This window comes from Corallococcus sp. AB049A (genome assembly GCF_003668885.1).
In the GTDB taxonomy this organism is placed as follows: domain Bacteria; phylum Myxococcota; class Myxococcia; order Myxococcales; family Myxococcaceae; genus Corallococcus; species Corallococcus interemptor.
The window spans coordinates 1-24402 of the sequence record NZ_RAWL01000052.1 but is presented as its reverse complement, the minus strand read 5'-3'; the positions used below and the strand labels follow the sequence as shown (position 1 = coordinate 24402).

The window sequence follows — 24402 nt, the reverse complement described above, 5'->3', positions numbered from 1 at the left end:
CGCCCCATACTGGACGAAGGTTGGGACGGGCATGGCGCGCGCCAATCCACATGAAAAAGGCCCCAGCTTCATCAGCGGGGGCCTTCCTGTCCGCACGGGTACGACCGCAGGGCGTCAGCTCTCCGCGGGGTGCTCGGTGCCCTCGCCGCTCGCCGGCGTGGACGTGGCACTGCTGTGCTTGTTGCGCCAGCGGTCCACCAGCAAGAGCAGCGCGGGGAAGCCCACCAGCACGATGACCATGTTCACCGCGAAGCCCAGGTTGGCCAGGTCACCAATGGAGTTGAGGCCCGGGTGCTTGGCGAACACCAGCGCCAGGAAGCCGATGGCGCTGGTCAACAGGCCGCCGGTGATGGCCCGGCCCGTCTCCGCGTAGACCGTGACGAAGTCCGCGCCCGGCTCACCCAGGCGCTCAATCAGGTGCACGCCCGCGTCCACCGTCGTGCCGATGAGCACCGGGATGACGACGATGTTCAGGTAGTTGAACTGCAGGCCCATCAGCGACATCAGGCCCACCAGCGCCGCGATGGACAGCAGCGTGGGCAGCATGCAGATGACCGCGTTGCGCAAGCTCCCCAGCGTCAGCCACATGGCCAAAAAGACGCTGACCACCGCGGCCACCAGGATGCGCGGGCCCTCGGAGGCCACCATGTCCAGGATGTCCGCCAGGATGAGCGCCTCGCCCGCCGCGGACACCTGGCTGCCGTCCGGCATCTGGAGGTTGCGCACCTCCTTGGTGAAGCGCCGCGTGCCCATGCCGTCCGACAGGCTCACGTTCGCGTAGACGAGCACCACGCCGCCCTTCTGGCCGGCCGCGGGCTCGAACTGGCGGCGCAGGCCCACCGGCAGGTCCTCGCGCACGAAGGGCTTCGCGGCCGTCATCTTCACCGCGCGCAGCAGGTCGTCACGCTGGGCCTTGTCCACGCGCTCCGGGTCGATGCGCTGGAGCTTCTGGTGGATGGACTGCAAGAGCGCGTGCTTCTCCTCCTGCTGCGGCGGCACCAGGTCCTCCAGCGCGCCCACGAAGTCGATGGTGGACTCCTTGCCGAACTTCTCCTTGCGCGCCTGGAGCTGCTTCACGACCTCGCGCTCCATGGACTCGGAGTCCGTCAGCACCACCACCGGCGTGGCGGAGTAACCCAGGATGTGGTCGATGCGCCGGTCCAGCCGCACGCTGGGCAGCGACACGTCATCCAGCTTGGTGGAGTCGTAGTTGAAGCTCACCCGGTACGCCTGGCTGATGAGCCCCACCAGCCCCACGCCGATGACGATGGCCACCGCGCGGTAGTGGCGCGGCAGGAAGCGCGCGAGCATCGCCATGGGCCCGGACTGCGCCTGGTGCTCGCGCGGCACCCAGCCCCAGCGCGACACCAGCCCCAGCAGCGCCGGCAGGATGAGCAGGTACGACGCCACGCTCACCATCATGCCCACCGCCGCGATGACGCCGAACTCGTGGAACGCCCTGAACTCCGACCACGACAGGGAGAGGAACGTGAGCGCCGCCACCAGCGCGGAGATGAGCGCGGAGAAGCCCGTGTGCCGGAACGTCTCGCGCACCGCCTCCTCCGACGTCATGCCCTCCGAGCGCAGCGTGCCCCAGCGCCCCAGCAGGTGGATGCCGTGCTCCACGCCCAGGCCGCCCAGCACCGCGGCGAGGAAGCCCGTCAGGAGATTGACCTGCCCGTACGCGATGCCCACGAAGCCGTAGGTCCACGACAGGCCCGCGACCACGGGCACCATGGTGAGGCCCACGGACAGCGCGCTGCGGAAGTGGAAGACGAGGTAGGCCAGGAGCAGCACCAGCGCCAGCGTGGACGCGCGCGCCAGGTCGCCGGTGATGACCGCCTGCTGATCAATCTTCTTCTTGAACGTGCCGGTGACGGCCGTGTGGAAGCCGGGGCCGTACTTCGACAGGTCCTGCTTCGCCAGGTAGTCCTCCACCTGGGCGATGACCTTCTTGGAGTAGCCCAGGTCCGCGGAGGAGCCCTTGGCCTTGAGGAGCATCACCACCATGCGCTCCTGCGGATCCAGGTAGTACGTGCCACCCTGCCCCGCGAGCCGCATGTTCGCGCCGCCGGTGTACTTCTGCTGGATGTCGCTGAAGTCCAGCGACGGGGCCGGCTCCTCCTCCAGGCGCACGAAGAGCGGGTTGGCCTGCTCCTTCTCCCACGCGAACCTCGCGTCGATGCGCTGCTCGATGGTCTTCAGGTCCGGCAGGTCCACGTAGTAGAGGCCGCGCTCCTCGAAGAACTGGCTGGGCCGCTGCGCGTTGACGAAGCGGATCTCCGACAGGGCCGCCAGCTTCGGGGCCAGGTCATCCACGAACTGCTTGAGCTGCTCCGGCTCCGCGCCGATGCCGGCCACCACCACGTTGCCCTGACCGCCGAAGCGCGTGCGCAGCTTCTCCAGGTCCTGGACGGACGGGAACGACTTGGGCAGCAGGTTCGCCAGGTCCGCGTTGAGGCGCAGGTCGCGCGCGAAGAAGGCGCCCAGACCCGTGAGGACCAGCGTCACGAACAGCGCCACCCAGGGCCTGCGGTGGCTGCGGGCCGCCAGGGAGCCCATCGCCGCCTCGAACCGTCCGGACCACCGCGTCTCACTCATGGATGTGATTTCCTGCTGTAGGCCCGCGCCGCGTAACGGCCGGGGACAACCTTGAGCCCGAACGAACCGGGCCGCTCACGCGTATATGCCCCGGGCCACCGTGCGTCCAGGCATCGGCCCGGGGCCTCCGCCGGCCGGACGCCCTGCCCGGGGGAACAAAGGGCGCATCAACAAACGCCGCCATGTATGCCGCCGCCGCGCGAGCCATGCCAGCGGATCCGCGCCCCTCTGGGGATTGAGGCATTTTGCCCCAGGCTTGCCGACACCGGCGGCCGGGGGGCCCGGCCCCTCGCGCGGGTGTGCCGGAGGGTGGCGGGATGGGCAGCTTTGCCTCGACGCGGGCCCTGCCGGGAAGCAGGCGCCGCGAGGAGGGGATGCCGCCCGCGCGGCCCCGGTCCGGCCAGTGCCGGCTCCCGGAGCGCGGGCGCCCGGGACACATGGGCTCGAACCCGTCTTCATCCGCGGAGCGCTCGTGGATGCACCGCGTGGAACGCACGATGGGTGCGTTGGCCGCGCACAACCACCGCCGCCCCGTCATCGCGCTCGTCTGCGCGCTCGTGCTGTCCGTCGTGGGGCTCCTGTCCGCCCGTCACCTGGCGCTCAACGCGAACCTGGTGGACCTGCTGCCCCAATCCTTCCAGAGCGTGCAGGCCATCCACACGCTGGAGCAGCGCTTTGGCGCGCAGGGCTGGGTGGTGGTGGTGGGCGAGGACGGGGACCCGGCGCAGCTCCAGCGCTTCGCGGAGGACCTGGCGCCGAAGCTGGAGGCGCTGCCGGGCATCCGCTACGTGGAAATCACCCGGCCCAGCAGCTTCTTCCGCAGCCACGCGCTCTACTTCTTGTCGCCAGAAGACCTGAAGGAGGTGGAGCACCGCATCGACGCGCGCCTCACCTGGGAGAAGGCGCGCGCCAACCCGCTCTTCGTGCCGCTGGACGACGACCCGCCTCCGTCGCTGGACTTCTCCGACCTGGAGAAGAAGTACGGCGGCAACGCGGTGACGCGCCTGTCCAGCCACCCCAGTGACTACTACCTGGACCCCTCCGCGCGCCGCGTGGTGGTGCTGGCCAAGCCGGAGGTGTCCTCCGCGGACCTCACCTTCTCCACGAAGATCGTCGAGGAGGTGCAGGGCGTGCTGCGGCAGCAGGACCTGTCGAAGTACGGCCCCGGCTTCCGCACGGCCATCACCGGTTCGTTCCAGAAGAAGATGGATCAACAGGCGCAGATCACCCGCGACGTGGCGGTGTCCTCCACCGTGGCCACGGTGCTGGTGCTGCTCTACCTGTTCCTGCACTTCCGGGGCGCGCTCGCGGTGGGGCTGGTGCTGGCGCCGGTGGGCGCGGGCCTCGCGTGGACGTACGGCCTGGTGGCCGTGGCGTATGGCCGGGTGAACCTGCTCACGGCCTTCCTGGGCGCGATCCTCGGCGGCCTGGGCGTGGAGCACGGCATCCACCTGCTGGGCCGCTACCTCGCGCTGCGCGGCGAGGGGCGTTCGTCGGAGGGCGCCACGCGCGAGTCGTTCACGCACACGGGAGGCGCGGCGCTGGTGTCCGCGCTGGTGGCGGCGCTCACCTTCTTCGTGCTGGGCACGTCGCAGCTGACCGCGTTCCGCGAGTTCGGCGTCATCGCGGGCGTGGGCATGCTGGTGCTCGTGCTCGCGTACGTGGTGGTGCTGCCGGCGCTGCTGGGGCTGGTGTCGCGCTGGGGCTGGAACCCGCGACCCTCCTCCACGGAGACGACGGAGGCGCCGCTGGGCCGCGTCATCACCCACCGGCGCGGGCTGCTCACCGCCGTGTCCGCGCTCGTGGTGGTGGGCCTGCTCACGCAGCTGCCGCGCGTGCGGTTCGACTACGACATCTCCTCGCTGCAGGACCAGCGGCTGGACTCGTTCGTCCTGGACCGCGCCGTGAACCAGCTCATCGGCTATTCGCAGGTCCCGCTGGTGGTGCTCACGCACTCGCGCGAGGAGGAGGCGGCCGTCGTGCGCGAGCTCCAGGAGCGCAAGCGGCAGCGGGGCGAGTCCTCCACGGTGGACTTCGTGGCGGCGCTCGCGAGCCTGGTGCCGGAGCGGCAGCAGGAGAAGCAGGCCATCCTCCAGGACATCGGGAGGCTGCTGGAGGACGTGCCCGAAGGGCGGCTCACCCCGGAGCAGCGCGGACGGCTGGAGGAGCTGAGGAGGCAGGTGCGGGCGAAGCCCTTCACGGAGGCGGACCTGCCCTCCAGCGTGCGCCAGCAGTTCCAGGGGCGCGGCGGCCCGGGCACCGGCTTCGTGCTGGTGTATCCGTCCGCGGACCAGTCCAACGGCCAGGCCATGCGCCGGCTGGCGAAGGAGGTCCGCGGGGTGGCGCTGCCGGATGGCCGGACCGCGGTGGTGGCGGGCGAGGCGATGGTGCAGGCGGACATCTTCGACACCGTGTCGCGCGAGGCGCCGTACATCCTGCTGGGCTCCACGCTCATGGTGCTGCTGGCCATGTGGGTGACGCTGGGCGGGCTGCGCAGCGCGCTGCTGTGCCTGATGCCCACGGTGGTGTCGCTGTTCGCGGTGCTGGGGCTGATGCCGCTGCTGCGCATGGAGTTCAACTACCTCAACATCCTGGTCATCCCGGTGCTCATCGGGACGACGGTGGACGCGGGCGTGCACCTCATCACGCGGCTCGCGTCGCCGGGCAGCGACTTCGTGCGGGTGTATTCGGAGACGGGCAAGGCCATCTGCGGAGGCCTGCTCACGAGCGCGGTGGGCTTCGGCGCGCTGCTGCTGGCGGATCACCCGGGGCTCAACTCGATTGGCGCCCTGGCGAACGTGGGGTTCGGGATGAACCTGCTCATCATGCTGGTGACCTTCCCGGCCCTGCTGCTGGTGCTCTCCGAGCGCAAGCGGCGCCACCGCGCGGTTCCCCCACGGCTCCGGGGTGAGCACCTCATGGGAAGAGGCCAGGGTCCTCACCGGCCCACGCCCTTTCATTAGGCCGAGGCGTCGTCCGCCCGGCCCCACCCGGCAAGGAGCAGCACGATGTCTCAGCAATGGATCTGGATGAGCGTGGCGGCCGGGACCCTGGCGCTGGGCTCCGCGCACGCGCAGGTGGATCCGAACTCCGCCGGCGCCATCACCACGAGTCAGCCGAACCCGGGTGCGGCGCCGGGCACCCCCGACCCCATCAACAGTGTGTCGGCCAGTCCGACGACGCCGCTCATTGGCAATGTCACCGGCGCGAACTCGGGCACCGGCGGCAGCGGCACCAGCACGGGCGCGGTGATTCCGCAGCCGTACAGCGCACAGCCCTTCGTCTCCGGCAACTCGCCTGACACGCTGCCGCCCAGCCCGGGCACCGCCACCACCGTGACGGGCGGAGGCAGCGTGGTGGCGCCCGGCTCCGCGACCACCGTGACGGGCACGGGCGCGGTGCTGCCCGGCAGCACCTCCACCGTGGCGGGCTCCACGGGCTCCACCGCCACCATGGGCGCGATGCTGCCACCCGCGACGACCACGCCGGGCACCTCGCTGCCGGGTGCCTCCAACAGCACCGTGACACCGGGGACGCCCACGGGGACCATGTCCAGCACGGGCGCGGTGCTGCCTCCGGCCACCGGCCTCACGCCCCCGGGCATCACGGGCTCGCAGCCCGGCACCGCCCAGCCCTCCACGCTGTCGCCGGACAGCAACACGTCCAGCAACTCCGTGACGCCCATTGGCGGCGGCAACGTGACCCAACCCGTCGGCCCCTGAGGGCGCAAGCCCGCTGGCTCGCACTCCGGGCCATCGGGCGTGGCGCCCGGCGGACAAGCCCCCTCTGGCGCAAGCCTCCCCTTCCGCCCGCCCCTGCCGTCCCCCGAGCAGGCAGGCGGATGAGCCACCCCTGCATACACCCTGGGGCCTGCTCACCTTCGGTCCTGCAGGCAGCCAGGACCTTTCAAGCAGTCAGACACCTACTCGGGGGAATCCACATGAAGAAGTTCCTGAAGACCCAGCTGACGGTGGCGGCGGTTCTCGCGGGCGCGCTTGCGCTCGGCACGGGCTGTAAGTCGGATCAATCCGCGACGCGCGGCACCGAACCGGCGCCCGCATCCGACTCCACCATGCCCACGGACTCCAGCGGCATGGGCACGGACACTTCCGGCTCCGGCACCACGACCACGCCTCCGCCCAGCAGCGGCGGCTCCGGCTACGACACGGGCAGTACGTCGCAGGACTCCACGCTGCCTCCGTCCGACATGAGCACCGGCGGCTCCGGCACGACGGATGACTCCACGCTGCCGCCCGCCAGCGACGACAGCAGCACCATGGATCCGGGCACCGGCGGCGCGGGCACCGGCGAGGCCGAGCCCGGCGTGCACGACGGCGAGATGACCGAGCCGGGCACGGGCGGCTCCGGTCTGTCCACGGACGACAACGCCATCCCGGACGACAGCACCCTGCCCAACGACTCCACGCTGGATCCGAACAGCTCCGGCGCCAAGGGCAACATGACCACGCCGGTGCCGGACTCCACCGGCACGATGGCGCCCAACAACGGCACCACGCGCTAATCGCAAGCACGTGACTTGAAGGAGCGCCCGTGACCCTCACCGGTCGCGGGCGCTTCGCCATTTCCGGAGGACGCGCGAAACAACGAGACCCCGCCGACGCTCGAGGGCGTCAGCGGGGTCCTGGAGACAGCGCGGCCCGCGGGATGATCAGGTCACCTTGACGCCTGGCGAGTAGGGCTGGCCCACCGGCTCGATGATGCGCGGGCTCCCGTTGTCACCCGGGCCATTGCCGGGACCGCCACCCGGGTCGAAGGTGGACGGCACGTGGTGCTCCAGCCGTTCATCCTCCTCCGTTCCGGCTTCGCGCGCCGGTGCGGGAGGCAGCCCCTCCAGGGGAATGTGCAACACGTCCTTCTTGCTCATGACGAACGCCTCCTTTCCCTCTTCAGGGTGGGCCGCGTAGGGGTTTTCCGCCACCGGACGCCCCCCCGGAGGCGTCCCTGCCCTGGCTGCAGCGCGTGGAGACGTGGGTCCAGCAGGTGGCCGAAGGCGTGCTGGAGGGCAGCCTCATCGAGGACGGTCCCCAGGGCGCGCCCATGCTGCGCCTGCGCCTGCACCCGGCCGCGGCGGAGGTGCTGTTCCTGGCGGCGACGCAGGAGCGCATCGTCGTGTCCGCGGACACCAGCGCCGCGGGCCCCGGCTACCACCGCTACCTGGTGGACCTGCTCAAGGCCCTGGGCGACCACCACGGCATCGACTGGGCTCCGCCCGATGAAGACGTGGGCGTGGGCGACGCCACGGGCTACTTCCACTCCGGCGACGCGGGGCCGGTGGAGGAGCACTTCCTGGGCTGGCTCCAGCACTCGGTGGGGCAGGTGCTGCGCATGCGCAGCCTGGGCAGCTCCGGCTTCGCGCTGTCCATGCGCTTTGGCCACACCTTCCAGCACCCGGGCGCGCTGCTCACGCCGCTGGGGCCTCGCGACGAGCACTGGCTGCGCACCGTGCATGAGGAGCCGCGCCAGGGCATGGACGTGTTCCCCTGGTGGAACCCCGGCGTGGACGCGCGCGAGCGCTTCACGCGCGCCCTGTGCCGCCTGTGGACGGACGTCGTGTGGCGCCCGCCGCTCCTGGAAGAGGAGCGCCAGCGCCTGCGCGACGTGGCGCGGCTCCTGGAGCAGGCGTGGCGCCAGGACTCCTCGCTCCCCTATCCGTGGCGCGAGTGGCAGGAGGTGCTCGGCTACCTGGGCATGGGCGGGACGGTGGCGGAGGAGGTGCACCGCCGCGCGCTGGAGTCGCCCGGCGTGGGGCCGTCCATCGGCTACCGGCGCGGCTCCGTGCAGGTGGTGCTGCCTGAAGGCTGGGAGATTCGCATCCCCGGCTCCCTGGCGGAGGCGCGCCTGCAGGACGGCAGCTGGGTGGCCCGCGACCATCGGCGCACCGTGCGCGTGGTGCCCCTGGAGGACTCCGCGGAGGAGCAGCTGGCGCCCACCAGCCCGGAGCGCAAGGCCCTGGAGCTGGAGCATCACGGCGCCCGCGTCAGCGGCCGCGCGTCCCTGCACGTGGGCCCCGGCGAGTGCCGGCTGACGGCCCTGTGCCGCTCCGGCAACCGCCGCGCCCTCTGCGTCGTCAGCTTCGATGATCCGGACGAGCAGGACTGGGCCCTGGGCACCTGGCGTTCGCTGGATCACGCCGTCGCCGCCTGACGCAGGAGATTGTTTCAGCACCAACCCCTTGCCAAAGCGCTGCCCGGTGGACAGTCAGCGCACCCGGACGTCTTGCCGCACAGCGCAGTCGCACCCACCTTCCGCGGGCACCTTCCCCACGGAATCGAGTGAGACGCATGAGCAGCAAGCGGGAGATCTGGCCGGGCAAGCCCTGGCCGCGTGGCGCGACGTTCGACGGTTCAGGCACCAACTTCGCGGTCTACTCACAGGTGGCCACGCGCGTGGAGGTGTGTCTCTTCGACCGGGCGGACCCCACGAAGGAGATTGAGCGCTTCGACCTGCCGATGAGCACCGAGTTCGTCTGGCACGGCTACGTGCCGGACCTGGAGCCCGGGACGCTGTACGGCCTGCGCGTGCACGGGCCCTACGAGCCGGAGAAGGGGCACCGCTGCAACCCGCACAAGCTGCTGGTCGACCCCTACGCCAAGGCGCTGTACGGCGAGGTGGACTGGAAGCAGCCGGTGTTCGGCTACCCCCTGGACCATCCGAAGAAGGACCTGATGCGCGACGAGCGCGACAGCGCGGCCGGCATGCCCAAGGGCGTGGTGGTGAGCGACTTCTTCGACTGGGGCAATGACCGGCGCCTGGACATCCCCTGGCGCAAGACGGTCATCTACGAAGCGCACGTGCGCGGCCTCACCATGCGCCACCCGGGCGTGCCGGAGCACCAGCGCGGCACGTACGCGGGCCTGGGTTCGCCGGCCATCATCGAGCACCTGCAGAAGCTGGGCGTCACCGCGGTGGAGCTGTTGCCGGTGCAGGCGTTCGCGGACGACTCGTTCCTCAACGACAAGGGCCTGTCGAACTACTGGGGCTACAGCACGCTGAACTACTTCTCCCCGGAGCAGCGCTACGCCAGCCGCAAGACGCCGGGCGGCGCGGTGGCGGAATTCAAGGCCATGGTGAAGGCGCTGCACGCGGCGGGCATCGAGGTCATCCTCGACGTGGTCTACAACCACACGTGCGAGGGCAACCACCTGGGCCCCACGCTGTCGTTCAAGGGCATCGACAACGCGTCGTACTACTGGACCATGCCGGAGGCGCGGCACTACCTGGACTTCACCGGGTGCGGCAACAGCCTCAACGCCTCCAACCCGCAGACGGCGCGCTTCATCGTGGACTCCTTGCGCTACTGGGTGGAGGAGATGCACGTGGACGGGTTCCGCTTCGACCTGGCCACGGTGCTGGGACGCAGCGGCAAGGGCGGCTACGACCCGAACGCGCCCATCTTCCAGATCATCAACCAGGACCCGGTGCTCTCCCGCGTGAAGCTCATCGCGGAGCCGTGGGACGTGGGGCTGGGCGGCTACCAGGTGGGCGGCTTCCCGTCGCCGTGGCACGAGTGGAACGGCAAGTACCGGGACGCGCTGCGCAAGTACTGGAAGGGCGACGAGAACCAGGCCGCGGAGGTGGGCTACCGGCTCACGGGCAGCGCGGACCTGTTCGCGGCGGCGCGCCGGCGTCCGCAGGCGTCCATCAACTTCGTCACCGCGCACGACGGCTTCACGCTGCACGACCTGGTCACGTACAGCAGCAAGCACAACGAGGCCAACGGCGAGCACAACCGCGACGGCGCGGATGACAACCAGGCGTGGAACTGCGGCGTGGAGGGAGAGACGGACGACACCGACATCATCTCCCTGCGCGAGCGCCAGAAGCGCAACCTCCTGGCGTCGCTCTTCCTGTCCACCGGCGTGCCGATGATTGTCGCGGGCGACGAGATGGGCCGCACGCAGCAGGGCAACAACAACGCCTACTGCCAGGACAACGAGCTGTCGTGGGTGGACTGGAACCTGGACACGACGCGCCTGGACCTCCTGGAGTTCACGCGCAAGCTCATCCACTTCCGCCACGGGCAGCCGGTGCTGCAGCGCCGCCGCTTCTTCCAGGGCGAGCACCTGTGGGAGTCCGAGCACAAGGACCTGGCGTGGTTCCGGCCGGACGGCTCGGAGATGGGGCCGGAGGACTGGCAGAAGCCCTTCGTGCGCTCGCTGGCGTTCCTCTTGGGGGGCGACGCCATCCCCACGCCGGACGAGCGCGGCCAGCGCGTCAGCGGCGACTCGCTGCTGGTGCTGCTCAACGCGCACCACGACACGGTGACCTTCACGGTGCCGCCGCCGGGTGAAGGCGGCGCGTGGCGGCTGGAGCTGTACACGGCGGACGACCAGCGCGGCGACGAGGAGATGAAGCCCGGGAAGTTCGAGATGGCCGGGCGGTCGCTGGCGGTGTTCCGCAAGCCTGGACCGGGGTCCAACGGCGTCGCGTGATATTGCGTGCGCACCTTGTGTTCGAGGAGCGCACGACATGACGGAGGCAGGGGACAGCGGCAGGAGTGAAGAGGCCGCTGTCGCGCGGGTGTACGGGGAGATCGCCTCCGCCTACGAGGTGCTCTACCCGTCCCTGCACCGCTACGGCGACCGGGTGGAGCGCTTCCTCGCGGACGCGCTGAAGCCCGGGATGCGCGTGCTGGACGTGGGCTGCGGCCCGGCGCTGCACACGCGCGGGCTGGACGCGTCCGTGGACGTGGTGGGCCTGGACCTGGCGCCGGAGATGCTGGAGCTGGCGAAGCGCGCGAGGCCGTCCGGCGCGTGGCGCGTGCACAGCTACATGGATCCGGTGCCGGAGGACCTGGGCACGTTCGACGTCGCGCTGGCCATTGGCTGCCTGGACTTCTGTGACGACCTGCCGCGCGTGCTGGGGCACGTGGGCCGGGTGCTGAAGCCGGGCGGGCGGATGTTGTTCACGGTGCTGGAGCGCAGGCCCGGGCTGGAGGCGCACGAGGAGCGCATGCGCCGGGTGCGCACGGCGGACACGGACGTGACGCTGCACCTGTGGAGCGCGGAGGAGACAGCGCGCGCGGTGGAGGCCGCGGGCCTGCGGGTGCGCGACTACGCGCACGGGCCCGGCTGGGAGCTGATGGCCGAGGAGCGCGTGATGTGGTTCGGCTGGTGGGACGTGACGCGCGGCTGAAGGCGCATCCGCTAGGGGCAATGCGGCCAGAGGCACCCGACCTCGATGTCCACGCGCGTCACCCGTCCCTCATACACGGACATGAACGGGTCCTGCCCCCAGCACACGTTGACGCCGTTGCTGTCATAGGCATGGACCTGCACCCACCAGGCCTGCGACGCATAGACGTCGATGAAGGTCGTCCCCTGGATGACGCCATCCCGCACGTTGAGCGGCAGGGGCCCGATACCCGGGACCGGCCGGCTCGGATCTCCCGCATTCAGGGTCACCGTCGCCGTCGCCACGGGGCAGGGGTCCTCTCCCATGGAGATATTCAGCTCCACGGACCCCATGGGCCAGCCGGCGTCTTCGACTCCGGCGTCCATGCCCACGGCGCCTTCCTCCCCACAGGCCCCGAACAGCGCACAGCACATGCCCAGCAACACGGCCCGCTTCATGGGTCCTCCCAGGTGGCGCATCTAACGCGCGGTCCTTGGACACATGAGCTCAAGCACTTGAGACATGCGCCGTCAGGATTCGCGCACGCTCGCGTCCAGAGGCCCCGTCGGCAGCTTCAGGGGGCGCACGGGGTTGTCCCGAGGCGTCCGGTTCCATGCGGGGGCGCTCTGCGCCGGGGCATGGGATTCGGACGTTCCTCACGGCCATCACTTCCGGGTGTTCCCGCCGCAATCGAAGGCCGCACCGGTCGCACGCCACACCGTGAGGCGCGCATGGCTGCCCTTTGCTGGGCAAAAACCCGAACTAGCTCAACGGTAGAGCACGAGATTCAAAATCTCGGTGTCGAAGGTTCGAATCCTTCGTTCGCCTGGGACCCCGTCGTTTTTCGCTGGTGCCAACGCGAGTCCACCGCGTCCACCTCCCCACGCCGCACACGGGCCGGTCGCCAGGGCCTCCGGAGGAAGTCTCTCCGGCCGCCGTCCGTGACCGGCATCCGGTGCGGAGGCTCGGGAGGCTGAACGCGGATCCGGACGGTCTGTTCGCGCGACGCGCCCGTGGGGCGGCGGGGTCCTTTTCCCCAGCAGCCGGGCTGCACTCCTTTTCTTGTCGTCGAGGTGAAGTGTCATGGGCATCGGTCGGGTGGATGTGGCGCAGAACGAGCGGCTGTTCGTCGTGGTGAACGGGAAGGCGGAGCAGTACCTGGGGCCGGGCCGGCACTGGGTGGTGCGGCCGTTCCAGAACGTCCGCTTCGAGCGCGTGCCGCTGGAGCCGCCCGTCACCCGGCTGGATGAAGCGAAGCTCGCGCTGGTGCCGGAGAAGGACCTCCAGGTGGTGGAGCTGGGCGCGGACGAGCGCGCGGTGGTGTTCCATCACGGCCAGCCGGTGCGGTGGCTGGGCCGGGGTCAGCACCAGGTGTGGACGGCGCAGCGGCTGCCCGGTCGAACCGGTCGGCCCGAGACGCCCACGGTGCGGGTGGAGCGCGTGGACGTGTCCGGGGTGGCGACGGAGCCCCCGCGGGACGAGGTGCGCGCGCTGATTCCCGCCAGTGACTACGTGGAGACCACGGCCACGGAGGGCACGGTGGCGCTGCGCTACGTGGACGGCGTGCTGGATGCAGTGCTGCCTCCGGGCCGGCACGCGGCGTGGACGGTCGCGCACAAGGTGCAGTTCGCGGTCATCGACCTGCGCGAGAAGCTGCTCCACGTCACCGGCCAGGAGGTGATGACCAAGGACCGCGTGACGCTGCGGCTCAACCTGTCCGCGGCGTACCGGGTGGTGGACGCGCGGCGGCTGGCGGTGGTGGCGCGAGCGCCGGATGAAATCCTCTACCTGGCCATGCAGCTCGCTGCGCGCGAGGCCGTGTCCACGCGCACGCTGGATGAGCTGCTGGCGGCGCGCGAGGCCGTGTCCACGGAGCTGTACGCGCAGGTGAAGTCGGGGGCGGAGGGCGTGGGCCTGGAGCTGCTGCGCTTCGGCATCAAGGACGTGGTGCTGCCGAAGGAGATGAAGGACCTGCTCAACCGGGTCATCCAGGCGCAGAAGGAAGCGGAGGCCAACGTCATCCTGCGGCGCGAGGAGACGGCGGCGACGCGCTCCATGGCGCAGACGGCGAAGGTGCTCGCGGAGAACCCGCTGCTCGTGCGCCTCAAGGAGCTGGAGGCGTACAAGGACCTGGCCGCGAAGGTGGGTCAGGTGCACCTCGTGCTCGGTGAGGGCGCGGTGCCCACGCTCCAGCTCAAGGGCGGCTGAGGTTTCTGTGGGAGTCGAGGCCCTCGGACCGGAAGTACGGTCCGGGGGCCTTCGTGCGTTCAGCGGGTCTCGTAGCGGTACCGCTACTGGTTGACCCCTCCCTCTGTTTCGGGCGAGCTAGGGCGCATGTACGTGAAAGAGGTCCACCTCTCCAACATCCGCTCCATCGAGTCGCTGACGTGGGCATTGCAGCCGGATCAGTCGGGCCCCGGGTGGCACGTCATCATTGGTGATAACGGGGCGGGCAAGAGTTCGTTCCTGCGGTCCATCGCACTCGCACTGGTCGGAAGGACGGAGGCCAAAGCGCTCCGGCAGGACTGGAATGAATGGCTCCGTAGTGGCGTCCGTGTCGGCCGAATTGAACTACATCTGCACCGAGACCGGGAATACGACGAGTTGGTTGGCATCAGTCAAACCTCGACCACACCTGCCTATATGGCAGACCTGATGTTCGTCCGCGTCGACCATGATGCGCCCAAAAACCCAACACAATTCACTGCGTTGGGAGCCCGAGGTGCAGACGAATCCAAGCGACATATTTGGAGCACTGGGGCAGGGTGGTTCAGCGCGTCCTACGGTCCCTTCAGGCGATTCACAGGGGGCGATACGGAACAGGAGAAGCTGTTCCAATCGAACCCAAAACTTGCCCGACATCTGTCCGTCTTCGGTGAGTCCGTCGCACTCTCGGAAAGCCTCGAGTGGCTCAAGCTCCTCCAATTCAAGAAGCTGGAGAATGACTCTGAGGGAAACCTTCTTGAGCCGTTGAAGCAGTTCATCAACCAGCCCGACTTCCTGCCCAACGAAGCCCGCCTTGAATCGATCTCATCCAAGGGCGTTCGCTTCGTCGATGGGAACGGCTGCGAAGTTCCAGTTGAGAACCTGAGCGACGGCTATCGCTCCATCTTGAGCATGACCTTCGAGCTGATCCGCCAGCTCGCACGTGCCTATGGCTCCGACATGCTCTTTGCTCCTGGAGACTCAACGACCATCATTGTCCCTGGTGTCGTCTTGATTGATGAGATCGACGCGCACCTGCATCCCACGTGGCAGCGCCGCGTAGGCCGGTGGTTCCGCGAACACTTCCCGAAAATCCAGTTCATCGTCACGACCCACAGTCCGCTCATCTGCCAAGCCGCGACCGTGGGCAGCGTGTTCCGCCTTCCGCGGCCGGGGAGTGACGAAGAAGCGGGCATGGTCACGGGAGTCGCACTCGATCGATTGCTCTACGGAAACGTCCTGGACGCATACAGCACCGGGGCGTTTGGCGACGTGGATCTGCGTTCAGACGAGGGGATGGAGAAGCTCGAACGACTCGCTACGCTCAACCAGAAAGAACTTGCGCAGGGCCTGTCCTCCGAGGAGCAGGCCGAACAGCAGCTTCTGCGCGCGCAGCTTCCTACCGCCTCCAGCGCCCTGCCGCCCGATACGGAGGTGCCACAGTCTTGATCCGCCTCCCGACCATTCCGTTACCGCCGGCCGCGAACACCCAACTCGCGGACTATCAACGCGAAATCGACTCGCTTCCGAACTACGAAACGCGCGTCGACCAAGCGAAGGTGCGATTCAACAGGCTGAACAAGCGGGACAACCCAACTTTCGCCACCGTCCGAGCGACCCTGTCGGCAATGTGCGTTGGCGCCCAACGCTGCGCCTACTGCGAAGACTCCTTGGCCGGTGAGGTCGATCACCTCTGGCCCAAGACGCTGTATCCGAACCTGGTCTTCGCGTGGACGAACTATCTGTACGCCTGCGGCTCCTGCAACAGAACCAAGAGCAGCAACTTTGCTGTCTTTGCCCATGGGACAGGAGTTCATACGGACGTAGGTCGCCGTCGCGGCATGCCAGTGGTTCCTCCTGTCGCAGGAACTCTTGTGCTCTTGGATCCTCGCGTGGATGACCCTATGGACTTCATGACGCTGGATCTCCCAGGGACCTTTCTATTCAAGGTCACTGCGGAACCAGGCACCGTGGCGTACCAACGCGCGAAGTACACCATCGATCTTCTTGGCCTTAACAGGCGCGAACCGCTCCGGCTTGCACGCATCCACGCCTATCGAGACTTCTTCGCGCACTTCAATGGGTACGTCCGAGAACGTGCCCACGGTCACGCGCCCGAGCATCTCCTGCACCTGGCGCACGACATCCAAACACGACAGCACGCCACGGTCTGGCGGGAGATGAAGCGCCAGCACCAGCTCATCCCCGAGCTGAAGCGCCTGTTCGAAGCGGCTCCCGAAGCCCTCGGCTGGTAGTTCCGGACCCAGTGGCCCCGTGGCCACGGAACCACACCCGGACTGTCTCCCGGCGCCCCCACTCACAGCCTTCCCAGAGGGGAACCGGGGTTGGCCCGGGGGCTGCAATGTCCCCGGGCACACCCTGAAACCAAGGTTCCCGTCCATGCGAGTCCTGCTCGCCGCGCTCTTCGTCTGTCTTCTGGCCACCCCGGCCGCTGCCCAGCAACCCTGCCCCCCGGCCGCTTCGCCTACCGCGGGCGTCGCCCAGGGCACCCTCGTGGCGCGCTTCCGCGCGCAGCCCGACACCGCGTGCCCGGACACCGAGCCGCGCACCTTCAGCCTCAAGCACACGCAAGTCGACGCGGAGGTCAGCGGCTTCCTCGCGTCCGTCACCGTGACGCAGGTGTTCGAGAACCCCTACGCCTCGCCCCTCGAAGCGCTCTACGTCTTCCCGCTGCCGGAGCTGGCCGCCGTGGACGGCATGGAGATGCACATCGGCGAGCGCGTCATCACCGGCGTCATCCAGACCCGTGAGCAGGCCCGCGACACCTACGAGCGCGCCAAGGCCGAGGGCAAGACCGCCGCGCTGCTCGACCAGGAGCGCCCCAACATCTTCACCCAGTCCGTCGCCAACATCCTCCCCGGTGAGACCATCCGCGTGCGCATCCACTACGTGGAGCGCCTCACCTACGACGCCGGCACCTACCGCTTCAGCTTCCCCATGGTCGTCGGCCCCCGCTTCATCGGCGGCGAGCCGCTGCCCACGCGCCAGGGCGAAGGCGTGGAGCCCGACACCACCCGCGTCCCCGACGCGAGCCGCATCTCGCCCCCGGTGAACCTCGACACGCGCAGCGGCCATGACATCCAGCTCACCGTGCGCCTGGACGCGGGCCTCCCGGTCCACTCGCTGCGCTCCACCACCCACCGCGTGGACGTGAAGCGCGACGGCCCCTCCCGCGCCACCGTCAGCCTGGGCCGTGATGACCGCATCCCCAACAAGGACTTCATCCTGGAGTACGTCGTCGCCGACGCGCTCATCCGCCCCGCCGTCCTCATGCACCGCGACCCCGGCGCGGACCACGGCTACTTCCTGGTGATGCTCAACCCGCAGCTGTCCCCCACCCAGCGCGAAATCGTCCCGCGCGAGCTCTACATGGTGCTCGACACGTCCTGCTCGCAGTCCGGCCTGGCGATTGAAAAGTCCAAGGCCATCACGAAGGAAGTCCTCACCCACCTGATGCCGGAGGACACCTTCCAGGTCCTCAACTTCGACACGCAGGTGACCAAGTTCGCGCCCACCGCCGTCCCCGCCTCGCCGGAGAACATCCAGAGCGCCCTGCCCTACGTCGCCAACTTCTGGGGCGGTGGCGGCACCGACGTGCGCATCGCCGCCCAGGAGGCCATGGTCCCCCCGAACGACCCCGCCCGCCTGCGCATGGTGCTCTTCATGACGGACGGCTTCATCGGCAGTGACGACAGCGTGCTCGCCACCATCCAGTCCCACCTGCGCGAGGAGACGCGCATCTTCTCCGCCGGCGTGGGCTCCAGCACCAACCGCTACCTCGTCACCAAGATGGGCGAAGTGGGCCGCGGCGCCTCCACCCTCGTCAACCTCAACCGCCCCGAGGAAGACGTCGCCCGCGAATTCGAGCGGCGCATGCGCGGCCCCGTCCTCACCTCCGTCAACGTGGACACCGACGGCCTGCCCGTCAGCGACGTGTACCCGAAGTCCGTGCCGGACCTCTTCGCCGGCCAGCCGCTGTTCCTTGTTGGCAAGTTCACCGGCACCGGTGACGGCGTCCTGCGCATCTCCGGCCGCGTGCGTGGCCAGGTCCGCCACTTCGACGTGCCCGTGCACTTCCCCGAGGCCGCCCCGGAGCACGACTCGCTCAAGAGCCTCTGGGCCCGCCAGCGCATCGAGGAGCTCACCGTGGAGGGCTACCGCGAGGAGACGCCCGAAATCATCCAGGGCATCACCGACACCGCGCTCCAGTACCACCTGATGAGCCGCTACACGTCCTTCGTCGCGGTGGAGCAGGTGGCCCGCACGAACCCCGACGGCCAGACGGTCCGCGAGATGGTCCCCGTGCAGCTGCCCGACGGCATGGTCGCGGGCGCCCTCAGCCGCGAGGAGATTCCGCCCGGCGACCCCATCATCTCCGTGCGCGCCCCGCGCAACGCCCGCCGCGTCACCGCGTACTTCCCCTTCGGCCTGGTGAAGCCGCTCACGTTCGACAACCTCACCCGTTCCTGGCGCGGCCGGTTCCTCGTGCCGCTGGGCGTCGCGGATGGCTACTACACCGTGTTCATCATCGCGGAGCTGGCGGACGGCCGCGTGGAGCGCAACGAGGTTCGCTACCGCCTGGACTCCAAGGGCAACGACTTCGACGTCGTCCTCTCACAGAAGGAGCTCGCTCCCGGTGACACGCTGACGCTGGACGTGGACGCGGTGGAGGCCACGCAGGAGGTCAGCGTGTACGGCGACCTCTTCGGCGAGGATCAGCAGCTGCTCGATTCGACGGACGGCCTGCGCTTCACCCAGAAGCTGGTCATCCCGGAGGGCACGCCCGCCGGTTCCTACGAGCTGGTGTTCGTCGCCCGCGACGCCGCCGGCAACCGCTTCGAACGCCGGGAGACGCTGCGCGTCATCCACGCCCGGCAGGACTGACCCGCGAATCAATCTCGGGTACCCTGGCGGTCCGCTTTGGCCCCGCGCCTTCACTGGCGCGGGGCTGTTTCATTTCGCACCCGGCCGCGAGGAGTCCTTCGATGTCGTCGTCCCTGCACTACACGCCCAACCTCCGCGATATTGAGTTCAACCTCTTCGAGTTCCTGGACATCGGCCACACGTCGCTGGGCAAGGCGCCCTTCGGGGACCTGGACGAGACGGCGGCCCGGCAGACGCTGCAGACGTTCGCGCAGCTGTGCACGCAGGAGCTGGCGAAGAGCTTCGACGAGTCCGAGCACAACCCGCCGAAGCTGGAGAACGGCGAGGTGAAGCTGCCCCCCGGCCTCAAGGCCGCGATGGGCGCGTACTACGACGCGGGCATGCACCTGTTGGAGACGCCCCCGCACCTGGGCGGCCTGGGCGCGCCGCCGTCGCTGGGCTGGGCCGCGTTCGAGCTGCTGCTGGGGAGCAACCCCGCGCTGGCGTTCTTCACGCTGGGCAACCTGCTGGCGCGCGTCATCGACAAGCTGGGCACGGACTCGCAGAAGAAGCGCTTCCTGCCGCACATCCTGGACAAGCGCTGGAGCGGGTCCATGGTGCTGACGGAGCCGGACGCGGGCAGCGACGTGGGCGCCGCGCGCACCAAGGCCCGTCACGTGGACGGCGACGTCTGGGAGATTGAAGGCGTCAAGCGCTTCATCACCAACGGCGAGTCGGACATCGCGGAGAACATCATCCACATGGTGCTCGCGCGTCCGGAAGGCGCGGCGCCGGGCACCAAGGGCCTGTCGCTGTTCGTGGTGCCCAAGTACTGGGTGAACGAGGACGGCAGCCTGGGTGAGCACAACAACGTCGTGTGCACCAAGCTGGAGAAGAAGATGGGCCTGAAGGGGTCCGTCACGTGCGAGCTGACGTTCGGCGACGGCAAGCCCACGCGCGGCCTGCTGCTGGGTGAGGTCCACGACGGCATCCGGCAGATGTTCCACATCATCGAGAACGCGCGCATGGCGGTGGGCCTCAAGTCCATGGCCGCGCTGTCCGCGGGCTACTTCCGCGCGCTGTCGTTCGCGAAGGACCGCGTGCAGGGCAGCGACCTGGGCAAGGCGCGCGACAAGACGGCGCCGCGCGTGAACATCCTCCAGCACCCGGACGTGCGCCGCATGCTGATGGCGCAGAAGGCCCACGCGGAGGGCCTGCGCGCGCTGGCCCTGTTCACCGCGTCCGTGCAGGACCAGGTGGAGCTGCAGGGCGGCCATCGCTCCACCGCGGCGGGCGAGGCGGACGTGCTCAACGACATGCTGCTGCCGCTGGTGAAGGGGTACAGCTCGGAGAAGGCGTATGAGCTGTTGTCCCTGTCGCTGCAGGTGCACGGCGGCTCGGGCTTCCTGACGGACTACCCCGTCGAGCAGTACATCCGGGACCAGAAGATCGACTCGCTCTACGAGGGCACCACGCACATCCAGGCGCTGGACCTGCTGATGCGCAAGGTGGCGCGCGATGGCGGCGCGACGCTGATGGGCCTCCTGGAGCGCGTGCGCGCGACGGCGGACGGCGACGAGGGCGGCCCGGAGCTGAAGACGGAGCGCGCCGCGCTGGGCGAGGCGGTGGGCCAGTTGCAGACGCTGCTCGGCACGCTGATGGGCAAGCTGGGCGAGTCCGTCTACCACGTGGGCTTCCAGGGCAACCGCGTGCTGTTCGCGGTGGCGGAGGTCATCATCGGCTGGCTGCTGGTGCGTCACGCGGCCGTGGCGCTGGAGCGGATGAAGTCGAACCCCGGTGACAAGGCGTTCTACGGCGGCAAGGTGGCCAGCGCCCGCTGGTACTGCCACGAGGTGCTGCCCGGCATCGCGCACGCCGCGCGCATGGTGGAGAACGGCAACCTGGACCTGATGGACGTGCCGGAAGAGTCGTTCTAGCGGAGCGTCCGAGCCCATGGGCGGCGCGCTTTCCGGAGCGCGCCGCGTTGGCGCTCAGGGCGTCAGGTCGGTGGAGGAGAAGGTGTAGGGTCCCACGCACAAGGAGAAGCGGGGCCCCGTGATGAAGAACAGCTCGACCGTGTGACGGCCGCTCTGCATCACCTGGAGGTTGAAGAGGTCGCCCGCCTGGAACAGCACCTCGCCCCCGGGGCCGCGCACTCGCATGCCGCAGTTGTTGTAGTCGTCAGCCCTGCAAAGCAATTGGTAGGTGTGGCCCGCGACGAGGTCCAGCGCGATGACGTCGACATCGCCGTAGGGCTCGATGTTCCCCGAGACTCTGTTGCCGACGGACCACCGGGCGGCTTCCGCGAGGGTGTCCCCGAAGTCGTCCGGTCCCCGGTCCACCAGCGAGTAATCGTAGGAGCGGTGAATCGTGGGGGCGAACAAGCCCTTCACGCGGGCGTACGCGGTGCCATCCTGCGTGGCGAGCACGGACGCCCGGTAGTACCCGGGCGCCCCTGAGCCCGCCGAGCCCGGCAACGTGCGCCCGTCCGCGTCCAGGAGTTCGACCACGCAGGTCGGGTCGGTGCCTTCGTAGCCTTCATCCAGGAAGCGACGGCAGCTGAACCGGTAGATGCGACCAGCCGTGACGCGGAACGAGAACACGTCCACGTCGTCCACGGTGTCCAGCACCGCGCTCTTCACCTCGTTGAGCGCCATGAACTCCAAGGGGGTCGCGGCATCGATGGAGTCCCCATGGTCATCCCCGTGGCGCAGGTTCCGCTTGCAGGTCATGTCCGCCTGGACGTAGCCGTAGGGACATTCGCACACGGCCTCTCCGGAGGATGCATCGCAGCGGCCCGGACCGCAGTAGACGGCATCGCACGGGTCAACCGGTGCGCAGGCACAGAGGACGAGGGCGAGCCCCATCGCCAGGGAAGAAGCAGAACGCAGCATGACCCCTCCGCGCGCCCATTCTTCGTAAAAGGGCGACCAGGTCAACAGGTGCGGCTCGGGAGACACACACCGGCTGGCCCGGGGTTCGCAATAGGGGTGGCGCATGATGCTCTCCACCCTCACCGCGCTGACCCTGGCCGCCACCGTCACCAACACCGAGACCGTGCATGACCTGGAGCCCTTTGGCGGCCACGTCGTCGCGTGCACCGAAGGCGGCCTGGAGCTGTTCACGCCCACGGGCCGTCCGGTGCGCGTGCTCACGGTGGAGGACGGGCTGCCCAGCCACTTCTGCCGCGCGCTGGAGTCCACGGGAGACCGGCTCTTCGTCGCCACGGATGAAGGGCTGGTGTCGCTGGACGCCCGCTTCCGCGTGACGCCCGTGCTGGACGTGCGCTGGCAGGCCCTGCCTCCCGCCGAAGACGCGAGCACGCCGGACTACGTGAGCCGGCTGGAGTCACTGGCCGCGGTGCTGACGCCGGGCGCGACGTACACGGCGTTCTCACCGCGCTTCGCGGGCACGGCGGAGGGGCGCCTGTTCGAGCTGGGCACCCAGCGCGCGTGGTCCCTGCCGGGGCCGGTGCGCTTCATCTCCGACACTCGCGACGGCGTGGACGTGGGCACCACCGAGGGCGCGTTCTCCATCAGCGCCAGCGGCCGGCTCTCCGCGCTGCGCGACGTGCCCACCGGGCCGCTGTCGTTCGCGGTGACGGAGCAGGGCGTGCGCATCGTGGGCAGCCACGGCGAGGTGCACGCGTGGGAGACGGAGTCCGTGCCGCTCCAGGCCGCGAGCGTCCCCAAGGACGCCACCGTGCTGCGCGAGGGCTGGGCGGGCACTCGGACCTCCGGCGTGTTCTTCCAGGGGAAGAAGGGGTGGAAACGGGCCACGCCCACCGGGCAGCTCTGCGGCAATCACATCACCGCGCTGGCCCGGCATCAGGGGCGGCTCGTGGTGGGCACGTTCGACCGGGGCGCGTGCTGGCAGCGCGAGGACGGCCGGTGGCAGACCGTCCGCACGCCCTCGCTCCCCAGCAACCAGGTGCTGGGCATCACCAGTGACGGTGCGAACCTCTACGTCGCGACCACGTATGGCCTGGGCTTCCACGACGGGAAGGCGTGGACGCAGGTGGCGTATGGGGCTCGCAACCCGGTGGCGCTGGGCAAGCTGTCCGTGCTCAACGTGTCCCGGATGGATGACGGCGTCGCGCTGGTGGACGGCCGGGGCGTGTCCCTGGTCACTCCCGGCACCGCGCCCCTGTCCCTCGTGAAGCGGGTGCCGCTGCCCACGGAGTGGAGCAAGCATCCTTCCGTCGGTGAGGCCTCGGGCCACTTCCTGTGGATGGGCAGCGAGGACCGGGGCCTGCTGCGCTGGGACGGCGCGAAGTGGCAGCGCTTCCACGACGGCCGCGACCTCACCGACAACTGGATCACCGCGCTGTCCACCGACTCGGAGGGACGCGCCGTCGCGGGCACCTGCCAGGACGGCTTCAACTACTTCGACGGCGCGAAGTGGACGCGCGTGCGCACCGCGTCCGGCCTGCCCTCCCCGGCCATCGTCTCCGCCGCGCTCGTGCCCGGCGGAGCGCTGGTGGGCACGCTGCTGGGAGCGTCGTACTTCGACGCGAGCACCGGAGCCGTGCATGCCCTGCCCCGGCTGGCGGATCCGCGCGTCTACGCCGTGCTCCCGGAGGGCGACTCCGCCCTCTTCGGCACCGAGGGCGGACTGTCGAGCGCCCCGTGGAAGCCCGTCTCCGTCCCTGCGCTCAGCCAGCGCTAGGACTTCGGCGCCTTGCCTCGCGCGGCCAGCTCGCGCTCCACGTACAGCCGCAGGATGTGCATGAAGTCCTGCGCGTTCGTCACCACGCCGAAGGCCTGGTGCGTGCCCCGGTCCTTCAGCTTGCTCACCACGAACTCGGACGAGTCCACGCAGATGGTGGGCAGCTCCCTCAAGGAGCCGTCCTTCTCCGTCACGAACGCGGGCAGCATGTTCCCCGTCGCGATGGCATGCAGCGCCGTGGCCACCAGCACCGCCATCGTCGCCTTCACCGCGTGCCTGCGCATCGCGTCCTGCGCCGCCAGGTTGTCCGTCACCACGTCCGGCAGCGGCCCGTCATCCCGGATGGAGCCCGTCAGCACGAACGGCACCCCGTGCTTCACGCACGCGTGCATGATGCCGTTGGTGATGATGCCCGCCTCCACCGCCTTCGCGATGGAGCCCGCCTGCCGCACCTTGTTGATGGCGCGCATGTGCAGCCCGTGCCCGCCCGACGTCGCCTCGCCCGCGCCGCTCATGCCCAGCGTCGTGCCGTAGATGGACGCCTCGATGTCGTGCACCGCCACCGCGTTGCCCGCGAGCAGCGCCCCCACGAAGCCGTTCTCCACGAACCACGTCATGTCCGCGCGCGCCCGCGAGTGCACCAGCGCCGGCCCCGTCACCCAGATGGGATAGCCCCCGCGCTCGCGCTCCTCCACCAGCAGCCGCGCCATGTGCGCGTAGTCGATGGGCTTCTCGCGAGACACCTCGCTCGTCATGAACTTGAACTCGCCCTCCCCGCCCTCCGCCAGGTAGGCCATGTTCACGTAGACGCCCTCGCTGCCGTCCTCCGCCTTGCCCACCACCACGCGCTCGCCCGCGCGCACCCGGCGGCCCTCGCGCACCCAGAGCTCCCCCTGCGCGTCCTGCACC

Annotated in this window: 17 protein-coding genes and 1 tRNA gene; 13 read left to right on the top strand and 5 right to left on the bottom strand. The window is 69.4% G+C overall.

Annotated elements, in window-relative coordinates; translation table 11 throughout:
• Positions 1 to 114: 114 nt before the first annotated feature.
• On the bottom strand, positions 115 to 2601 hold the full coding sequence (locus D7X55_RS08370; RefSeq protein WP_120548425.1) for an RND family transporter: 2487 nt from the start codon (positions 2599 to 2601) through the stop codon (positions 115 to 117).
• 476 nt (positions 2602 to 3077) lie between these two features.
• Between D7X55_RS08370 and D7X55_RS08365 the strand changes: the two genes are divergently transcribed.
• From D7X55_RS08365 to D7X55_RS08355, 3 genes are all read left to right on the top strand, one after another.
• The gene (locus D7X55_RS08365; protein WP_233609699.1) at positions 3078 to 5564 is read left to right on the top strand and encodes an RND family transporter; all 2487 of its coding nucleotides are present in this window, start codon (positions 3078 to 3080) and stop codon (positions 5562 to 5564) included.
• 45 nt (positions 5565 to 5609) lie between these two features.
• Positions 5610 to 6323, top strand: coding sequence for a hypothetical protein (locus D7X55_RS08360; RefSeq protein WP_147470055.1), 714 nt, complete (start codon positions 5610 to 5612; stop codon positions 6321 to 6323).
• Between the two features lie 218 nt (positions 6324 to 6541).
• Positions 6542 to 7123, top strand: a complete 582-nt coding sequence (locus tag D7X55_RS08355; protein WP_121722745.1) for a hypothetical protein — start codon at positions 6542 to 6544, stop codon at positions 7121 to 7123.
• 147 nt (positions 7124 to 7270) lie between these two features.
• Here D7X55_RS08355 and D7X55_RS08350 read toward each other — a convergent pair whose 3' ends face one another.
• Positions 7271 to 7486: a hypothetical protein gene (locus D7X55_RS08350; RefSeq protein ID WP_120548439.1), complete on the bottom strand. Its 216-nt coding sequence runs from the start codon at positions 7484 to 7486 to the stop codon at positions 7271 to 7273.
• A gap of 95 nt (positions 7487 to 7581) precedes the next feature.
• On the opposite strand from D7X55_RS08350, the gene D7X55_RS08345 reads away from it, so the two are divergent.
• The 3 genes from D7X55_RS08345 to D7X55_RS08335 all read left to right on the top strand — a co-directional run bounded on the left by D7X55_RS08345 (position 7582) and on the right by D7X55_RS08335 (position 11757).
• A complete protein-coding gene (locus D7X55_RS08345) occupies positions 7582 to 8766 on the top strand; it encodes a hypothetical protein (protein ID WP_199746902.1) in 1185 nt (394 codons plus the stop codon).
• Positions 8767 to 8903: 137 nt separating this feature from the next.
• Positions 8904 to 11054 carry a glycogen debranching protein GlgX gene (gene glgX / locus D7X55_RS08340; protein ID WP_121722743.1) on the top strand — a complete coding sequence of 717 codons (2151 nt, stop codon included), beginning with the start codon at positions 8904 to 8906 and terminating at the stop codon, positions 11052 to 11054.
• Positions 11055 to 11091: 37 nt separating this feature from the next.
• The gene (locus tag D7X55_RS08335; protein ID WP_120548420.1) at positions 11092 to 11757 is read left to right on the top strand and encodes a class I SAM-dependent methyltransferase; all 666 of its coding nucleotides are present in this window, start codon (positions 11092 to 11094) and stop codon (positions 11755 to 11757) included.
• Between the two features lie 11 nt (positions 11758 to 11768).
• Here D7X55_RS08335 and D7X55_RS08330 read toward each other — a convergent pair whose 3' ends face one another.
• Complete coding sequence (locus D7X55_RS08330; RefSeq protein WP_147470054.1) at positions 11769 to 12194, bottom strand: hypothetical protein; 426 nt, start codon at positions 12192 to 12194, stop codon at positions 11769 to 11771.
• A gap of 300 nt (positions 12195 to 12494) precedes the next feature.
• On the opposite strand from D7X55_RS08330, the gene D7X55_RS08325 reads away from it, so the two are divergent.
• From D7X55_RS08325 to D7X55_RS08300, 6 genes are all read left to right on the top strand, one after another.
• Positions 12495 to 12564, top strand: a tRNA-Leu gene (locus D7X55_RS08325).
• A gap of 255 nt (positions 12565 to 12819) precedes the next feature.
• The gene (locus D7X55_RS08320) at positions 12820 to 13944 is read left to right on the top strand and encodes a slipin family protein (RefSeq protein WP_121722741.1); all 1125 of its coding nucleotides are present in this window, start codon (positions 12820 to 12822) and stop codon (positions 13942 to 13944) included.
• A gap of 126 nt (positions 13945 to 14070) precedes the next feature.
• Positions 14071 to 15390 (top strand): AAA family ATPase, encoded by a 1320-nt coding sequence (locus tag D7X55_RS08315; protein WP_121722740.1) that lies wholly within the window; start codon positions 14071 to 14073, stop codon positions 15388 to 15390.
• Positions 15387 to 16196: a hypothetical protein gene (locus D7X55_RS08310; protein ID WP_121722739.1), complete on the top strand. Its 810-nt coding sequence runs from the start codon at positions 15387 to 15389 to the stop codon at positions 16194 to 16196. The genes D7X55_RS08315 and D7X55_RS08310 overlap by 4 nt, the downstream gene beginning before the upstream one ends.
• A gap of 145 nt (positions 16197 to 16341) precedes the next feature.
• Positions 16342 to 18846: a VIT domain-containing protein gene (locus tag D7X55_RS08305; RefSeq protein ID WP_121722738.1), complete on the top strand. Its 2505-nt coding sequence runs from the start codon at positions 16342 to 16344 to the stop codon at positions 18844 to 18846.
• A gap of 101 nt (positions 18847 to 18947) precedes the next feature.
• A complete protein-coding gene (locus D7X55_RS08300; RefSeq protein ID WP_120548414.1) occupies positions 18948 to 20762 on the top strand; it encodes an acyl-CoA dehydrogenase in 1815 nt (604 codons plus the stop codon).
• Positions 20763 to 20816: 54 nt separating this feature from the next.
• On the opposite strand, the gene D7X55_RS08295 is transcribed toward D7X55_RS08300, so the two are convergent.
• Positions 20817 to 21719 (bottom strand): hypothetical protein, encoded by a 903-nt coding sequence (locus tag D7X55_RS08295; protein WP_147470053.1) that lies wholly within the window; start codon positions 21717 to 21719, stop codon positions 20817 to 20819.
• Positions 21720 to 21822: 103 nt separating this feature from the next.
• Between D7X55_RS08295 and D7X55_RS08290 the strand changes: the two genes are divergently transcribed.
• Positions 21823 to 23493, top strand: a complete 1671-nt coding sequence (locus tag D7X55_RS08290; RefSeq protein ID WP_121722736.1) for a hypothetical protein — start codon at positions 21823 to 21825, stop codon at positions 23491 to 23493.
• Here D7X55_RS08290 and D7X55_RS08285 read toward each other — a convergent pair.
• On the bottom strand, positions 23490 to 24402 hold a 913-nt coding region (locus D7X55_RS08285), incomplete at its 5' end, for a hypothetical protein (RefSeq protein WP_121722735.1). The genes D7X55_RS08290 and D7X55_RS08285 overlap by 4 nt on opposite strands.

Bases quoted from the DNA above. Each gene is read 5' to 3' on its own strand.
- D7X55_RS08290 (WP_121722736.1), top strand. From the start codon at position 21,823: ATGATGCTCTCCACCCTCACCGCGCTGACCCTGGCCGCCACCGTCACC.
- D7X55_RS08295 (WP_147470053.1), bottom strand. From the start codon at position 21,719: ATGCTGCGTTCTGCTTCTTCCCTGGCGATGGGGCTCGCCCTCGTCCTC.
- D7X55_RS08350 (WP_120548439.1), bottom strand. From the start codon at position 7,486: ATGAGCAAGAAGGACGTGTTGCACATTCCCCTGGAGGGGCTGCCTCCC.
- D7X55_RS08330 (WP_147470054.1), bottom strand. From the start codon at position 12,194: ATGAAGCGGGCCGTGTTGCTGGGCATGTGCTGTGCGCTGTTCGGGGCC.
- D7X55_RS08355 (WP_121722745.1), top strand. From the start codon at position 6,542: ATGAAGAAGTTCCTGAAGACCCAGCTGACGGTGGCGGCGGTTCTCGCG.
- D7X55_RS08335 (WP_120548420.1), top strand. From the start codon at position 11,092: ATGACGGAGGCAGGGGACAGCGGCAGGAGTGAAGAGGCCGCTGTCGCG.
- D7X55_RS08370 (WP_120548425.1), bottom strand. From the start codon at position 2,601: ATGAGTGAGACGCGGTGGTCCGGACGGTTCGAGGCGGCGATGGGCTCC.
- D7X55_RS08300 (WP_120548414.1), top strand. From the start codon at position 18,948: ATGTCGTCGTCCCTGCACTACACGCCCAACCTCCGCGATATTGAGTTC.
- D7X55_RS08360 (WP_147470055.1), top strand. From the start codon at position 5,610: ATGTCTCAGCAATGGATCTGGATGAGCGTGGCGGCCGGGACCCTGGCG.
- D7X55_RS08365 (WP_233609699.1), top strand. From the start codon at position 3,078: ATGCACCGCGTGGAACGCACGATGGGTGCGTTGGCCGCGCACAACCAC.
- D7X55_RS08315 (WP_121722740.1), top strand. From the start codon at position 14,071: ATGTACGTGAAAGAGGTCCACCTCTCCAACATCCGCTCCATCGAGTCG.
- D7X55_RS08320 (WP_121722741.1), top strand. From the start codon at position 12,820: ATGGGCATCGGTCGGGTGGATGTGGCGCAGAACGAGCGGCTGTTCGTC.
- D7X55_RS08305 (WP_121722738.1), top strand. From the start codon at position 16,342: ATGCGAGTCCTGCTCGCCGCGCTCTTCGTCTGTCTTCTGGCCACCCCG.
- glgX (WP_121722743.1), top strand. From the start codon at position 8,904: ATGAGCAGCAAGCGGGAGATCTGGCCGGGCAAGCCCTGGCCGCGTGGC.